The organism is Vibrio sp. Isolate32, from assembly GCF_022397955.1.
Taxonomy (GTDB): domain Bacteria; phylum Pseudomonadota; class Gammaproteobacteria; order Enterobacterales; family Vibrionaceae; genus Vibrio.
The window spans coordinates 132413-148911 of record NZ_JAKEUQ010000002.1 but is presented as its reverse complement, the minus strand read 5'-3'; the positions used below and the strand labels follow the sequence as shown (position 1 = coordinate 148911).

At 43.9% G+C, this 16499-nt stretch carries 14 protein-coding genes; 7 read left to right on the top strand and 7 right to left on the bottom strand.

All coding sequences use genetic code 11. The features are described 5' to 3' along the window. Positions 1 to 168: 168 nt before the first annotated feature. Together L1D11_RS02190 and pykF are read right to left on the bottom strand one after the other, a co-directional pair. Positions 169 to 840 (bottom strand): FCD domain-containing protein, encoded by a 672-nt coding sequence (locus L1D11_RS02190; protein WP_275665986.1) that lies wholly within the window; start codon positions 838 to 840, stop codon positions 169 to 171. A gap of 176 nt (positions 841 to 1016) precedes the next feature. Further along, complete coding sequence (gene pykF / locus L1D11_RS02185) at positions 1017 to 2429, bottom strand: pyruvate kinase PykF (RefSeq protein ID WP_161672782.1); 1413 nt, start codon at positions 2427 to 2429, stop codon at positions 1017 to 1019. A gap of 429 nt (positions 2430 to 2858) precedes the next feature. On the opposite strand from pykF, the gene L1D11_RS02180 reads away from it, so the two are divergent. Then, positions 2859 to 3629, top strand: coding sequence for a DeoR family transcriptional regulator (locus L1D11_RS02180; protein ID WP_239832909.1), 771 nt, complete (start codon positions 2859 to 2861; stop codon positions 3627 to 3629). Between the two features lie 107 nt (positions 3630 to 3736). After that, positions 3737 to 5569: a glutamine--fructose-6-phosphate transaminase (isomerizing) gene (glmS, locus tag L1D11_RS02175; protein ID WP_239832910.1), complete on the top strand. Its 1833-nt coding sequence runs from the start codon at positions 3737 to 3739 to the stop codon at positions 5567 to 5569. Between the two features lie 329 nt (positions 5570 to 5898). On the opposite strand, the gene L1D11_RS02170 is transcribed toward glmS, so the two are convergent. The 5 genes from L1D11_RS02170 to L1D11_RS02150 all read right to left on the bottom strand — a co-directional run bounded on the left by L1D11_RS02170 (position 5899) and on the right by L1D11_RS02150 (position 12837). Then, the gene (locus L1D11_RS02170) at positions 5899 to 6579 is read right to left on the bottom strand and encodes a 4'-phosphopantetheinyl transferase superfamily protein (RefSeq protein WP_239832911.1); all 681 of its coding nucleotides are present in this window, start codon (positions 6577 to 6579) and stop codon (positions 5899 to 5901) included. Positions 6580 to 6790: 211 nt separating this feature from the next. After that, positions 6791 to 7255, bottom strand: a complete 465-nt coding sequence (locus tag L1D11_RS02165; RefSeq protein ID WP_239832912.1) for a MarR family transcriptional regulator — start codon at positions 7253 to 7255, stop codon at positions 6791 to 6793. A 116-nt stretch (positions 7256 to 7371) separates the two neighbouring features. Continuing rightward, a complete protein-coding gene (locus tag L1D11_RS02160) occupies positions 7372 to 8292 on the bottom strand; it encodes a pseudouridine-5'-phosphate glycosidase (RefSeq protein WP_208806558.1) in 921 nt (306 codons plus the stop codon). Between the two features lie 10 nt (positions 8293 to 8302). After that, entirely contained in the window at positions 8303 to 12202 is a 3900-nt protein-coding gene (locus L1D11_RS02155; protein WP_239832913.1) for an amino acid adenylation domain-containing protein, read from the bottom strand. A gap of 149 nt (positions 12203 to 12351) precedes the next feature. Next, positions 12352 to 12837 carry a MarR family transcriptional regulator gene (locus tag L1D11_RS02150; protein WP_239832914.1) on the bottom strand — a complete coding sequence of 162 codons (486 nt, stop codon included), beginning with the start codon at positions 12835 to 12837 and terminating at the stop codon, positions 12352 to 12354. 156 nt (positions 12838 to 12993) lie between these two features. On the opposite strand from L1D11_RS02150, the gene upp reads away from it, so the two are divergent. The 5 genes from upp to L1D11_RS02125 are packed head-to-tail and all read left to right on the top strand — an operon-like array spanning position 12994 to position 16134. Beyond that, a complete protein-coding gene (gene upp, locus L1D11_RS02145) occupies positions 12994 to 13659 on the top strand; it encodes a uracil phosphoribosyltransferase (protein ID WP_088720801.1) in 666 nt (221 codons plus the stop codon). Beyond that, on the top strand, positions 13652 to 14560 hold the full coding sequence (locus L1D11_RS02140) for an EamA family transporter (protein WP_239832915.1): 909 nt from the start codon (positions 13652 to 13654) through the stop codon (positions 14558 to 14560). Before upp ends, L1D11_RS02140 begins: the two co-directional genes overlap by 8 nt. Before the next feature lie 11 nt (positions 14561 to 14571). After that, positions 14572 to 15168, top strand: a complete 597-nt coding sequence (locus L1D11_RS02135; RefSeq protein ID WP_239832916.1) for an NAD(P)H-dependent oxidoreductase — start codon at positions 14572 to 14574, stop codon at positions 15166 to 15168. A 13-nt stretch (positions 15169 to 15181) separates the two neighbouring features. After that, on the top strand, positions 15182 to 15406 hold the full coding sequence (pptA, locus tag L1D11_RS02130) for a tautomerase PptA (protein WP_088720804.1): 225 nt from the start codon (positions 15182 to 15184) through the stop codon (positions 15404 to 15406). 53 nt (positions 15407 to 15459) lie between these two features. Further along, complete coding sequence (locus L1D11_RS02125; RefSeq protein ID WP_239832917.1) at positions 15460 to 16134, top strand: HAD family hydrolase; 675 nt, start codon at positions 15460 to 15462, stop codon at positions 16132 to 16134. The last annotated feature ends 365 nt before the right edge of the window (positions 16135 to 16499 follow it).

Below are 16499 nucleotides of genomic sequence, written 5' to 3'. Positions count from 1 at the left end.
CATTAGCCATTCTTGGCTTTCAGCTTAGTGCATTGTATTTTTTACCTATGGTTGTGCTGCTCAATACTCATCACAAAGAGTTTTTTGGGTGGTAGTTCAGTCGTGGTACTGGAAACAAAAAACGGAGCCGTTGGGCTCCGTTTTTATTTGGTGAGAATCTATCTGGCATCATGCCGCTTCGATAACTTCTTCAATTCGTTTCATTGAACCTAGTAAGTGTTGATCAAGCAGTTCTGTCGCTTGTTCTACATTCTTAGAGAGTACTAGTTTCATGATCATCTCGTGCTCATCGACATTGAACAGATCATCAGACGCACTTTCTGCAGACATCGCTAAGAAGCGGTAACGTTTGACTTGATTGATCAGGTCATCAAAGAACTTAAACATGTTCTCTGAATCTGCACCTTCAAGTAACGCGACATGGAACTGCTGGTGGCGCTCTTCCCACTCAACATAATCAAACTCTTCAGATACGTACTGCACTCGCGACAGTTTATGGTAAGACGTTAATACATCTAGTTCCCAGCTCTCATCACCCGCTGAAATCGCTTTTTTAAGCAGAACAGAAGAGATAACACGAAGGCTTTCGTAGAGATCATTCAATTCTTTCTTTGATACAGGAGATACCCAGCAGCCTTTTTGTGGCTCAAGCTTTACGTATTTGCTCCAAGATAATTGTACCAAGGCTTCGCGAATTGGAGATGCACCGACGTTGTATCGTGCTTTTAGATCAGCAACAACGAGCTTTTGGCCAGGGGTTAACTCACCATTAAGAATATCTTGGCGAATCATCTTTGATACTTTGTCAGTGAGCGTAGGACTAGACATTACAAACCTCATGTATATATGATTTCTAGCCTGCTATTCCGTCTCTTAGAAAGAGCCCATTGGAAGTTAACAGTACGTAGTTCTATTGTGGTTGATAATACAGCGTACTGAAAAGTTAGGCAAGATTTTGTTTCATAAAAAAAGAGGGCCGAAGCCCTCTTTTATATTTTATGCGAATCGGTTCATTCTTATAGAACGTGAACAGATGCCGTGTTTGTAGTACCAGAAGCTACTAGAGCACCAGAAACCATAACTACGATGTCGCCTTTGTTACCTAGGCCAGATTGTAGAGCGATTTCTTTACCGTTGATGTAGAAAGCGTCTGTGTTCTCGATAGAGTCAACAAGAACTGGCTTAACACCTTTAGTAAGAACTAGCTGTGCAGCTGTCTTTTCGTTAGTTGTTAGTGCAAGGATGTTAGCCGTTGGGAAGTACTTACGTACTGAACGTGCAGACTTACCGCCTTCAGTTGCAACAACAATTAGAGGAGCAGCTAGCTTTTCTGCAGTATCTACAGCGCCTTTACATACTGCTTCAGTGATGCGTAGACGTGGGCTGTCTAAACGAGAACCTAGCTCAGCTTTAAGAGCTGAATCAGTGCGGTTCGCGATTTGAGCCATGATAGTAACAGCTTCAACTGGGTACTTACCCTTAGCAGTTTCGCCAGAAAGCATTACTGCATCAGTACCATCCATGATTGCGTTCGCAACGTCACCCGCTTCTGCACGAGTTGGGCGTGGGTTGCTGATCATAGAGTCAAGCATTTGAGTTGCAGTGATAACCATCTTACGTGCACGGTTACACTTCTCGATCATCATCTTCTGAGCGAAGATTACTTCTTCAGCTGGGATTTCAACACCTAGGTCACCACGAGCAACCATGATGCCGTCAGAAGCTTCAAGGATTGAATCGAAGTTATCTACACCTTCTTGGTTTTCAATCTTAGAAATGATGTGGATGTTCTCGCCGCCGTTAGCGTTTAGAAGCTCACGGATTTCTTTAACGTCTTCTTCTTTACGGATGAAAGAAGCAGCAACGAAATCTACGCCTTGCTCACAACCAAACTTAAGGTCAGCTTTGTCTTTCTCAGAAAGTGCAGGAAGTTGAACAGAAACGCCAGGAAGGTTAACACCTTTGTTCTCGCCTAGAGCACCGTTGTTAAGAACTTTACACTTAACTTCAGTTTCTGTTGTTGCGATAACTTCCATTTCGATTAGGCCGTCATCAACAAGGATTGTGTTACCTGCAGTTAGGTCTTTAGCGAAACCTAGGTAAGTTACTGCTACTACGTTTTTGTTACCAACAACTGTTGCGTCAGTTGTGAAAGTGAACTCTTGACCAGCTACTAGATCTACGTCGTTACCATCTTCAAGTTTGATAGTACGGATTTCTGGACCTTTAGTATCTAGAAGGATAGCAAGTTGCTCACCTTTGTTTTCCATTACTTTACGGAAGTTCGCGATACGAGTGCCGTGCTCTGCGAAATCACCGTGAGAGAAGTTAAGACGCATAACGTTCATTCCAGCATCTACTAGTTCAGTTAGCTTCTCTACAGATTCAGTTTTAGGGCCAATCGTACATACGATTTTGGTCTTTTTCATGGAAGGTACTCTCCGGTAAGTATTGTTACAATTTGAAATTTATTTAAGTTCTGAAGATTGGTCCGCTACATCAACATTTTGTGCCTGCTGAGTAAAATCGCGGGACTTCCAATATGCCCTTCAGAGTTGTAAGTCTTTCATCAAATTTAGTCATTTTATGACCAAAATATTTTGATTCAACATCGGGTTTCTGTGACTTACACCAATATATCAGGTGAAAGTTGCAAAAAAATAACGGTCAGTTTTGTAATTTTTTTTCTTTTCGGGTGCGGATTCTACCACCTAATCAATTCAATATCACTGCTTAACAATTGTCTTAGGACAAGGTTTTATCGCTATTTATTAATTTTTCGGATCAAAATAAATGGACTAGATAGTTTCGTTGTAACTATAATATATTTCATATCGAAACTTATTGGTCTTTTTTAAATGTCGAAACGAAATACTCAGCTCAGAAGACATGCAATTTCTAACCTAGTGAATGAAAAAGGGGAGGTTAGTGTTGATGAATTATCCGCTAAGTTCGAAACCTCAGAGGTCACTATTAGAAAGGACTTGGCGTCTTTAGAGAAAAACGGTCAGCTTTTACGCCGTTATGGTGGTGCGATTTCGTTACCGAAAGAGGTTGTCAACGAAGAACTGGGTCAACAAGTTTCGACTCGAAAGGTTTCATTGGCAAAAGCCGCTGCAGATTTAATTCGCGACCATAACCGCATCGTGATTGATAGTGGCAGTACTACCGGTGCCCTAATTCAGCAGCTTAATGCTAAGCGTGGCTTGGTTGTGATGACCAACTCATTGCACGTGGCTAACGCCCTTAATGAGCTTGAAAGTGAACCGACGTTACTCATGACCGGCGGCACATGGGATACCCATTCGGATTCTTTCCAAGGCAAAGTCGCAGAGTCAGTATTGCGAGCTTACGATTTTGACCAACTGTTTATCGGGGCTGATGGTATCGACCTCGACAGAGGTACAACCACATTCAATGAGTTGGTTGGCCTGAGTAAAGTTATGGCTGAAGTGTCACGAGAAGTGATCGTGATGGTTGAGTCTGAAAAAGTGGGACGAAAGATCCCCAATTTAGAGCTGGCTTGGAACCACATCGATATTTTGATTACGAATACAGACTTGAGCAAAGAATCTCAAGCAAGTATCGAATCACATGACGTTCGAGTGATCCTGACTGATCCAGAGTAAAAACAAATTTAAATATTATGCATTTATCTTCCTATAATTGATCTTGATAAAGATATGGCCTTTGCTTGCTGCCAATAGGAATAAAACAAAATTGATGGAGTGAAACTATGTGTGGAATTGTTGGTGCAGTAGCACAGCGTGATGTGGCTGAAATTTTAGTAGAAGGCCTTCGCCGCCTAGAATACCGTGGCTATGACTCTGCAGGTGTCGCTGTAGTCGATACTGAATCTAACCTAACTCGTGTGCGCCGCCTAGGTAAAGTGCAAGAGCTGGCTGACGCGGTAGAAGAGCAACAAGTGATTGGCGGTACAGGTATTGCTCACACACGTTGGGCAACACACGGTGAGCCGTCGGAAGCGAACGCACACCCACACATGTCTGGTGATATCGCAGTTGTACACAACGGTATTATCGAAAACCACGAAGCACTGCGCGCTATGCTGCAAGAGCGTGGCTACGTATTTACTTCACAAACGGATACAGAAGTTATCGCTCACCTAGTTGAGTGTGAACTTCGTACTTCAGATTCATTGGTTGAAGCGCTACAGAAAACAGCTAAACAGCTAGACGGTGCGTACGGTACGGTTGTGGTTGATCGCAAAGATCCTAGCCGCATTGTTGTTGCTCGTTCCGGTAGCCCTATCGTTATCGGTTTTGGTGTAGGTGAGAATTTCCTAGCATCAGATCAACTTGCACTGTTAAGCGTAACTCGTCGCTTCATGTACCTAGAAGAAGGTGATGTTGCTGAGGTGACTCGTCGTGAAGTTAACGTATTCGATGAAAACGGTGAGCGTATTGAGCGTGAAATCGTAGAATCAAACGCAGAACACGATGCTGGTGACAAAGGTAAATACCGTCACTTCATGCAGAAAGAGATCTTTGAGCAGCCAACGGCACTTATCAACACAATGGAAGGTCGTATTTCAGATACGTCTGTGATCACCAATGCTATCGGCGTTAAAGCTGAAGAGATCTTAAGCAAGGTTGAACACGTGCAGATCATCGCATGTGGTACGTCTTACAACTCAGGTATGGCTGCTCGTTACTGGTTTGAGTCTCTAGCTGGTGTAAGCTGTGATGTAGAGATCGCTTCTGAATTCCGTTACCGTGATTTCGTAGTTCGTCCGAACAGCCTACTAGTTACTCTGTCTCAGTCTGGTGAAACGGCTGATACGCTTGCTGCACTTCGTCTTGCAAAAGAGAAGGGCTACATGTCAGCAATGACTATCTGTAACGTTGCGGGTTCTTCGCTAGTTCGTGAATCTGACTTTGCTTTCATGACTCGCGCAGGCACAGAGATCGGTGTTGCTTCAACAAAAGCGTTTACAACTCAACTTGCAGCAATGCTGATGATGGTAACGTCGATTGGTCGCCTACAAGGTCGTATCAATGAAGAGAAAGAAGCTGAAATCGTTAAAGCGCTGCATGAGCTACCAACGGCTATCGAGCAAGCTCTAGCATTCGATAAAGAGATCGAAGCGTTAGCGCCTGATTTTGCTGATAAGCATCACACATTATTCTTGGGGCGTGGTGAGTTCTACCCAATCGCGATGGAAGCTTCTCTTAAACTAAAAGAGATCTCTTACATCCACGCAGAAGCATACGCTGCTGGTGAGCTTAAGCATGGTCCTCTAGCACTTATTGATGCCGACATGCCAGTAGTGGTAATTGCACCAAGCAATGACCTACTAGAGAAGCTGAAATCAAACGTTGAAGAAGTACGTGCTCGTGGCGGTCTACTTTACGTATTCGCTGACCAAGACGCTGGTTTTGAAAGCGATGAGAACATGAAGATCATCAAGATGCCTCACGTAAGTGAAGTAACTGCACCTATTTACTACACAGTACCGATGCAGCTGCTGTCTTACCACGTAGCGCTAATCAAAGGTACCGATGTTGACCAACCTCGTAATCTTGCAAAAGCTGTTACTGTTGAGTAATCGTTAGCTTGTTTAGCAGAAACATTGTGAGAGAGTAATAAAGATTCATACTGAGTATTAAAGTATCATACTAAAATGGCAGCGATCACAGTTGATACGCTGCCATTCCTAAATCGAAAATGCCCCATAGCGCGTTAGTGCGATTATTCAGCAATGGTTCACGCTGTTGAGTTTGCAATACTTTTAGTTATAGCTGGGCATAGTACAGTTTAGTGCTGCTCACAACCTCCAAGTTTCTTTCGCTTTTAACAATTTCTTCTGTGATTAGTTTTTGCATATCTATTCCAATACAACTTTATCCACTACACCTTCTTTTTTAAATTAGGTAGTCAAGACTTTATCGGAGTATAAAATCCTATGTTGTCGATTTGTGTGAAACTAATATCCCCGATTGGTATGTCACTTTGCCAGCAGACACTGAGAGCTCCCCAACCAAGACAAATGGTTTTTGTCTTGTAGCTCTTTTCTTGCCAGCGTAGTTTATACGGTTGGTCCTCTAAACTCGCTGCACAGTTTATGGTGTTTAGCCTATCACCTAGCCCACAGCCAACGGCTTTAAGTAGGGACTCTTTAGCTGTCCATATTTTAAGAAAGCCCTGATTTATATTAGGAGTGGTAATTAAGTGACTCCTTTCTTCCGGGTGCAATATGGCCTCTGCGAGCTCCGATATATCCTCCCTATTTTTATAGACCTCAATATCTATGCCTACCTCAAGTTGGCTTTTCCCCTTTAGAACAGCTAAGGCGACTGCTCCCGAACTATGACTTAAGTTAAATGATAATGGTTCTTTTACAAATGGTTTACCGTTCTTATTTGTAAAGAACTGCCAGGCCATTTTTCCGTTCTTTGGGTAATTTTGACTTAGTATGTGGCGTTTCAAGCTATGTGAAAAAGCGTATTCGATCCGTTCTTTTTCAAACTGAAATCGATTGAAGCGCTGGTATTCAGTGGCATCTAAACACTTCTCCAGATCGAAAGGACTTCTGGTGAAAACAATTTGTAGTTGCATTGAGGTTACCCCCTTCTCATGATCAGTTGTTGGTTCGCTTTGGAGTTGACTTCTAACGTAACCAGAGAATCAACTAAGGTTAGTGAGATGCTAGGTGTTGATTATGTCATTGTACCGAGAGCCTCTTTCAGATCGTCGATAACGGTTTTCCAGAAGCGAACCAAGTTTTTGATATTGGAAAAAAAGTTGTTTAATTTCGCGTTAATCTTGGTCAAGAAGAGGCCTTGTCACTAGAGCTAAGTGATATTTTAGATAGAGTACTCTTGAGTTCTGCTTGGCTGAGGGAGCGGAAAGTACGTTTACAAATCTGATTCAAGCCCTCGCGATATTGAAGTGTTCGCTCCTGACCTTTCTCGGTTAACTGAACTCTGATGCTTCGACGGTCAACCGGATCAGAGTAACGTAAAGTGAGTTCTTTGCGCTCTAGCGAGTCCAATCGTCCCGTAATCGTCCCGGTAGTGACTCCTGTGTAGTAAGCAAGCTCAGAGGGTGTGAGATCCCCCTTGGTGCTATGCTGTTGTAAAACGTCAAGAATCGTAAACTCGTTAAGGGAGATTTGATGATGTTTGAGCTCTGTCCGTTGTAGATCGTTGATGTAGTTAGTAAGTTTCCTAAACTGATGATAAAGGCGCACCGCGTAATTGTCTCCAGTACGGGCAGGTTCTTTCGTTATCACAGCACATTTTCCTTGTCGATGTGTTTTGATGTTTCTGTGGCCTGAAGGTCATATAGCAATCTTTCATTGATAAGTGACTTCAGGCCGAATGGCGTCAGAAGGGAATCTGAGCAGGGTTATTTCTGTGAATAATGACGGTGGTGTGCTACTGCGAGTTCTCCTGCTACCCGGGCCGTATTAATCAGCACTGCTTGATTTGCTTCAGCAGAACGCCCCTCAGTGGCTTTTTCGATCGCTTTCATAATGAACTTGGTCACCGAATTTCCTGTTACTCCCTCTCGTTTTGCTCTCGCTACAGCGTCTTGAACCAACAGCTGGATATCCTGACTATCGATAGCATCTTCATCTCGGGTTGGCGTTGTAATCACTAAGCCACCTGATCCAGGTAGAGATCGGTTGATTTCAATGGCTCTGGCTATCTCATCTGCATGATCCATTCTCACTGGGCTTTTGTGTCCACTGCTCTGACAGTAAAACGCTGGAAAATCGTCAGATCGGTATGACACTACTGGTACGCATTGGGTTTCTAAATATTCCAGAGTCAGACCGATATCGAGAATATTTTTTGCCCCGGCACAGACGATAGCCACTTTGGAGCGCGTAAACTGAATCAAATCCGAAGATATATCCATCGAGGTTTCAGCTCCGCGGTGAACACCTCCTATTCCTGCAGAACTGAAAAACAAGATGCCGGCGAGTTCTGCTATAACAAGGGAGGACGCGACGGTTGTTGCCCCCATTTTTCCTGAAGCCAAAATAAAAGGTAGGTCTCTGCTCGAGACTTTCGGAATATTTGGGGTTGATGCAAAGCGCTCGATATGTTCGCGATTCATACCTACTAACACCACGCCATTGTCGATGCCGATTGTTGCGGGTATGGCACCAGATTCACGCACGGCTTCTTCTACTTTGAGGGCCGTGTTAACGTTGTCAGGATAGTCTAACCCATGAGTAATCACATTAGATTCCAGTGCTACGACGGGTTGACCTGTTTTAAGTGCAGCTTTTACTTCTGGGTGAAATTCAAGTGTAATCATTTCCTTCATCCTACTTTTGTTGTTCTTGGTTGTTGGCCCACAGTTTTTGTTTGAGCTCCTGCACTCCGAGGGGTTTTAGGACCTGATAGTGGTCGGCATCTAGCTCAACATAGGTTGGACGTTCTCTGCTAAAGGTTGTTGCTTTTTCAAGGAATGAATAATGATCATCTTGTGCCTTAACAATGGTAACTGGTGCATTTAAGCAGCGATTTTTTAACTCCTCGAACTGATAGCTAAAGCCATACGTCATGGTGACGATACGAATAATGCGTTTGACTAAATCGGGATCCAACATAGGGAATCGTTCACAGATGAATGCGACAAAGTCTTGCTCTGAGTGACACAGTTCCAGACAGCGCTCCATCAGGCGACCGTCCACTTTGTGAGCAAACACAGAGAACAAAATGGCCAGAAATACTGGATTTTTGAAGCTGGCGTTATGCTCAAATTTTTGCTCTCTTTCCATCTGTATGATCGGAGCACCGGGGGCTAGCAGGTAGAGTGCTTCAACAGTTTCGCCCATGCTTTCCAATTGTGCAGCGGCTTCGAACGCTACTCGCGCACCAAAGGAGTATCCCCAAAGTGTATAGGGACCTTCAGGTTGGACCTTTTTCATTTGTTGGATGTCTGCTTTAGCCATGTCACTGATCGACGCGAGTGGTGTTTCATCGGCATTAATTCCTTTAGCCTGAACGCCATAGAAGGCTCGCTTGGTGAACAACTCATTGGCAAGGTGCTTAAGATTAAGCGGATAGCCACCAAGACCGGGCCAGCAGAATACTGGACTGTGAAGGCTTTGGTTTAGATGGACTAATCTTGAATATGGGGCTTGTGCTGTTGAGTTATTATCAATCCAATGAGCCAAACCGCTGACGCTTGGTGTATGGAACAAAACCTGCAGCGGCATTTTGATCCCAAAATGACTATTTATACGGTTGACGAGAGCCACTGCTGTTAGAGAGTTTCCGCCAGACTCAAAGAAGTTGTCTGTGGCAGAAACAGACTCCCATTTCATTATACGGCACCAAATCTCACCAATTTTCTGTTCCGTCTCTGTAGTGAGTGGCTCGAGTGGTCGATTAGCATTAATCTGCTTGAGTTCGTCTAACTGGGATAGAGCAATATAGTCGATCTTTCCATTGGCTGTTTGCGGCAATTTATTCAGCAGCAGAACTTTGTTCGGAATCATGTACTGTGGCAATAATAAGGCCAGTTCGTCTTTGAGTATTTCAGTTGGCCCCTGCATATGGACTCGATCTTCATTCATGCCTTCACTCGTATACTGAGCTTCGCTAATCGGTCCGCCGACACCAAAGTAAAGACACTTCATCGGTTGGCCATGCTCGGCTAGGATGGTCCGCATTTTGATAGCGGCTGAAAGATCATTATTGGTTTTAGAGCTGTATCCCGAAGACATGACCCCAATTCGTGATGTGTTGCTTTGCAGGCGGTGAAGTGCACGACCTAGGTTGATATAGTGGTCATCTATGTTTTCGTCATTACACACAAGACCGATACCAAAACTTGAGCGTTCGAAGACTTTCTGGTTGATAGCAATGACATCATTTTTTTGTAACATCTGGTCAGTTAACCAATGTAGGTCACCATCTTGATATTGATAAAGGCCAGGTAGCAGTCCCGCTACTTTATCGTCATGTATTTGTACAAGGCATTGCGGACTGGTTGGTTGATGAGTGACTCGGTAGGGTTCAAATCGGTAGTTACCGAGGTAAACGTCTTCACTTTCCCCATCATACCAAGTCGGTAACTTGTCGCGTTCAATTGAGCGGTCTTGAAGTAGCGAGAGGCCATGTTCGGGCAGTAATTCATCAAATAGACCCAGCATATGACCAGTTTCCATCTCCAGTACTTCTAACAGGTTGTTTTTATATACAGGCTCGATAGCATTCCATTTTCCGATGAAGTGGACATTCAGCGTAGGAACATGTGATGTTGGCAGGGTGTGGATTTTTATCAAGCAGTGTTCTGCAGGATGATAATAGTAAATCCCTGGTGTAATCCCGAGCAGCCCACGGATCTCAAAATACATTTGTGTCGCGTATAAGGCACCTGGCGATGCATAGGCGTATTTTGGAAGCAGACGCTCCTCACTGATGAACTGGCCAAAGTTTCTTATGAGGAGACCAAATGTAGATAAGGAAAGAGTCTCAACATCACGTGAAGGTTGTGCAGACATAGGCTGGCGTTTTAATACACTTAGCAGTATTGCTTTTGACATGGGAGTTTCGCCTTCGAAAAAACGGTACGTTTTTCGGCCAAAGGCGTTCGCTCGTTGAGTGCCTGTTGCGGTTTTTCCCGGTAATGGAAGAACATCAATGGCGTCACAGTGGTTCAGATCGCGGCATCCGGAGTTCGATAGTTGTGCTTTTACCTGAAGCTTATTGGATTTTGATTGATGATGGCTGTCATGAGTGCCTTGATCCATCAGGGCTGCTTGTCTTTCATCGAGCTCTACGCAAGCGATTAAGTTCTGGTGACCAGTACGTGGATCATTGTTCACCACCATAGCGGCCGTTTTAACCCATTGATGATTCTCTATCGCCAAGCGTATTTCATCGAGTTCAACGCGGTAACCACGGAGTTTGATTTGGTTATCGGCTCTGCCGACAAAGTGTGTATAGCCATGAACATCTTGTTTCACAAGATCTCCGGTTTTATACATCACTTCATGACCTGATAAATAGGGCCTTGGATTAGCAATGAACTTTTCATCAGTAATATCAGGGCGTTGATAGTAGCCTTTCGCAACTTGTACGCCGGAAATATGCAATTCACCGATTTCACCGACTCGTGCTGGCTCACCATCTTCTCGCAATACATGGTACAAGGTGTTCGCGACAGGCTTACCAATCGAAATGGCGTCTGGGTAATTGGCCAACGCATCGCGAGATAGAGTAAATGTAGAAGAGTTAATCGTACATTCAGTTGGCCCGTATAAGTTGGTCAATTCAGCATGAGGTAAACATTGCAAGAATTCACTTGCTAGCTTGCGAGTTAATGTTTCACCACCACTAAATACCTTGTTCAAGCGAAGGCAATCAGTAAATAGCGGGTGATCCACCAATGCCTGAAGGAGCGTCGGTACACACTGTAGTATAGAAATATTATGATTTAGCAAAGTCTCAATCATGGCATCCGGATCGCGGTAGCAATCTTTCGGGCCGATCACGACTTGGCTACCAAATGCTGGCGCGAGAATTTCCCACTGAGCGGCATCAAAACTGGCTGGCGTCTTCTGAAGGATCCGATCATGCTGATTGAAATTAAATTGTTCTTTCATAAAGGCGATTTGATGAGAGACATTGGCGTAGGTCACCATCACACCCTTAGGTTTACCTGAACTGCCTGAGGTATAGATTATGTATGCCAGCTGATGGTCATCGGAAACACTGCGCTCAAGCGTGTGTATAGTGTCACTCTTGTCTAAGCCCTGCAGCTCAGCTTGTGTCAAAACAGTGACATTTCTCGGAACAATACACTCTAACTGGGATTTTAGATGTGGTTGAGTGAGGATCACTCGAACACCAGAGTCGACAACCATATACCTTATTCGCTCTTCTGGGTATTCAGGTGCCAGAGGCAGGTACGCGTGCTCGGATGCGAGAATACTCCATGCGCCCGTAATCATATCTAGTGAGGGGTCACAGTAAAGACCAATACATGGCTCATCGGCTTTGATATGTTGACTGATAAGCTGTGCATTGTGTGCCACCAATGCCTTAAATGTCGCGTAATCAATAGATGAATCACCATCTTGAACCGCAATATGCTCAGGATACATCTCTACTTGAACGTCAAGCATAGTGAATAAGCATGGCTGATGGGTGGTGGTGAGGAGCTCTGAATCTAGCGCCGACAGAGTCTCAAGTTGATCTAATGAAGTACTCATAGCAAGTTAATTTCCCTATATGCAATTAGTATGTCGAAAAGTAAGATATCAGCACTTTGCATTCTGTCAAGTATCTTTTTAAAGAGATACTTATTTTCAAGCTATTGAGTAGGAGTAAAAAAAACCTGCAAGATTGCAGGCTTGAGAAATTAAGATTCGTTGGTCAACATCCAGGTTCTAAGTAGGCTGGCCAATTGCTCACGTTGTTCATCAGTAAGTGGGTCAAGGATGGCTTTTTCATTGACAACATGCTCAGAAATAACTTTGTTTATCAATGTATTACCTTCTTTAGTTAGTGCGACACTACAGCTTCTTCTGTCTTCTGGGCTTGCGATGCGTTCAATCAACTCCCGTTTCACTAACTGTTCAATACGCGTACTCATTGCGCCGGAGGACAGCATTAGTGTCTGGTACAGTTCTGTTGGGGTCATCGGTTCGTTAAAGCGTCTCAAAGTGGCTAGTATATCGAACTCCACTGAACTTAAGTTGTTATTTTTAAATGTCTTATTTAGTTTCTTATCAACGATTCTACTCATTCGACTTAAGCGGCCAATGACCCCCATCGGTGAGCAGTCTAGATCTGGTCGTTGATGTTGCCACTGTACCAACAACCGGTCTACATGATCGTAATGCATTTTCACTCCTTAAAATATTTTTTTGAAAAGATACTTGAAAAAAAGATTTTTGGTCGGTATCGTCTGTACATATCTTTTTGCAAAGATACTTACTTAAAAGTTATAGGTATTCTACCACCAATCTTGTCAGTAACAAGCATTAAAAGGAAAAGTATTATGCGTCTTCAAGGAAATGTTCATGTTTTGCCCCACACCTCCTATTTGGCCTATCTTCATACTAAAATCCGCGACAAGCACGCTGACTTAAGTACATTCATGCATTTCAGTGATCAGGTGATTCGTCAGTTGCTGATTAAAGCATCAGAATTGCTGGAATATTCAGAGCAGCATGTCACTACACCGATTGGTGATGTGTATCAGGGAAAAGTGCTATCAAAAGGTCTCTGTGGCGTATCCGTTATTCGTGCTGGCGAAAGTATGGAGCGTGAGTTTAAGCAGATGTTTCCAGAACAACCTATCGGCAAGATCCTGATTCAAAGGGATAAAGTCACCAAACTACCAGAATATTTCTATTCTCACTTTCCTTCAGAGATCGCACAAAAAACCGTGTTCTTGTTTGAACCTATGCTTGCAACGGGGGGATCGTTGCTTAAAGCGATCGATGTACTGCTGGATCAGGGCGTTTCTATCAAAAATATTATTGTGGTGAATTTTCTGGCGTCTCCCGCAGGGCTGGATCGGTTAATGACCACACATCCTTCCGTTCAACTGATCACCGCATCTATCGAAGAGACCATGAATGATGAAGCCTTCATGCGACCTGGCATTGGAGATTTCGGAGACCGCTATTTCGGTACATACCCGGTACAAAGCTATGAATAAATATCAAACCTTGATGAACGTGGCTTTGACAGCACTGGCTCCCATTGTATGGGGCAGTACGTATATCGTCACAACAGAGCTGCTGCCTGCAGACCTGCCTTTATTAGCCTCTGTTATTCGGGCACTTGGTGCGGGATTGGTTCTATTGTTGTTTTGCAAGATCCGGCCAAGTGGCATTTGGTGGGGGAAAATAGCAGTGCTTGGGCTGCTTAATATTGGGTTGTTCTTTTATTGCTTGTTTGCCGCGGCGTACTACTTGCCTGGTGGACTCGCAGCTCTGGTTATGTCGATTCAACCGCTCATTGTTATGGGATTGGGGGCGGTTTTCTTTCAAAACAAACTCAGCGTAACTCATGTCGCCTCTGCCGTGGTGGGTGTCGCTGGTATTAGCCTCTTAGTTCTGAACAGCGCGGTCGAATTGAATTGGTGGGGAGTTTTAATCGGTTTAATCGGTACATGCAGTATGGCGCTGGGCATTTTACTGACTAAACATTGGGGACGCCCAAAAGGCATGTCTTTACTTGGTTTTACTGGCTGGCAATTGACGCTGGGTGGTTTGATGCTGTTGCCGATTGCCCTTTGGTATGAGGATTTCCCTCAAACACTGACGGCTCTAAATATTACTGGTTATGCCTATTTAAGTCTGATCGGTGGGGTCTTTGGTTACTTTGTTTGGTTCCGTGGTATTGAAAAGTTAAATCCGGTCACGACGTCGTTTCTTGGTTTTCTCAGTTCAGTCTCCGCCTGTTTGCTGGGGTATATCTTCCTTGGTCAGTCGTTTACTCAGCTACAAATTGTTGGTTCGGTTGCCATTATTGTCTCTGTCTATATGGCTCGTCCGAAACCAGAAAAACAACCGAGCGCGTTAACTCAAGCGCCAGTGACATCTTTACACCGATAAGAGATTGAACCATGAAACTTAGTATTATTTCAGGAAGCCACCGAAGCAACTCATACAGCTTAAAGGCAGCTACCTATTTACAGCGTCTGGCCCGGTTGGAACAGTTTCAAGAGACACAAATCATGGATTTGAGTGTCCTAGATTTTCCTTTTTGGAATGAAGGCGTTTGGAATGGCAGCGAACAGTGGAACGATTGGAGAGCTATCGCTCAAGAGTTGCAGCAATCAGATGCCATCGTACTGGTTACGCCAGAATGGCATGGCATGGTGACACCGGCTTTGAAGAACTTTCTTCTACTTTGCACTAATCAAGAGTTGGGCCATAAGCCTGTACTACTTGTTAGTGTGTCTGCAAGCGTTAATGGTGTTTATCCAATCAGTGAGTTACGGATGACTGGTAGTAAAAACAATCATGCCTGTTTTATCCCGGATCATTTGATTTTCCGTCATTGCGAGAGCCTTTTTTTATCTGATAACGCTGTCAGTGATGAGCAATTCGATCGCCGAGCCAAATACACCATGAAGTCACTAAAGGCTTACGCGAAAGCAATCGGTACGGTTCGCGCAACACTGCAAGAAGACGTGCAGCAATTCCCATTTGGTATGTAACAAGGAGAGCCCCATGCCACACATATCTATTAAGCATTTTCCTGTCGAATTGACTCTGCAGGAGAGAAAGGACTTATCCGACGTTATCTCTTCTTCTATTCAAAGCGCGCTTCAATGCAGTGAAGACGTGATTTCAGTTTCGATGGAGGAAGTTGCGCCAGAGGACTGGACGGCTGATGTTTATCAACCAGAGATCGCAGCTAAACGCCAGTACTTAATCAAGCAACCGAACTACTAGTCATCTAGAGCCCCGATGGACTCGGGGCTCCTGAGTTAAGGAAGGAATAATAAATGAAACACAGCTCCCCGATCATTATGTTCGATCTAGATGGCACATTGTTCGACACTGCCCAAGCAATTGCTACCGCATTTAACGCTACGTTTGCATCTAAGCAATTGCCAGCAAAGGAGACTAAGGATATCTGCGATACGATAGGGTTACCGCTAGAAAAAGCGTTTTCCCACCTTCTCAATCAACCGGAGCACACTCCGATTGTGGCGGAGTGCGTAACTGAATATCAGCGTCAGTTTCAGGAGTTAATACTTCCTGCCGCAAAACAGCTGTTATTTCCTGGTGTGCTCGATGGGTTAAGTCATTTAAAAAATCATCAGTTTAAGCTTGCTGTTACCACTAATAAGTTTTCACGCAGTGCAAACGCGTTACTTGCAGCAGCGGGGATCGTAGATTTTTTTGATGTCGTTGTTTGCGCGGATGAAGTTAAAGAGAAAAAGCCAGCACCTGAATCTGGTCAGAAGATTCTAGCTCACTTCCAAGCCTCAAAAGAACAAGCGTTGATGGTCGGGGATACCACACATGACATTTTTATGGCGAATAATCTCGGATGCAAAGCCATTGCTGTGAATTATGGTATTCATTCTGAAACGGAACTTAATAAAGCTAGCCCAACTTGGATGGCAGCGAACTTTCGCAGTGTAGTCGATATATGCGAACGATATTTTAGCTGAGTCAACATTTTGTTATCAGCCGGCTAAGCCCAAATAGCCAAGCCTGATAAGAACTACAGTGAATAAGTCATTTTTAAAGGAGATTTAATATGGAACATATCTATACTTTTGTAAAACTAACCTATTTGACTTTAGGTTACCTAGCGACAATCTACACTATCGTATTTTTTGTTTTTACAGGGTCGACGATTTTCGACCAAGGACGTAAGCAGACAATGCCCTTGCGATACAAATTTAGTTTTGTACTTGTATCTGCGGTTCTGATGCCCTACCTATACATTTTGTTTTTCAACGAAATTCTGACTCTTCACCGGAGAAAAAATGCGACTATAGCTGAGTTTTCTAGCGCAAAAAGTAGTTACGAG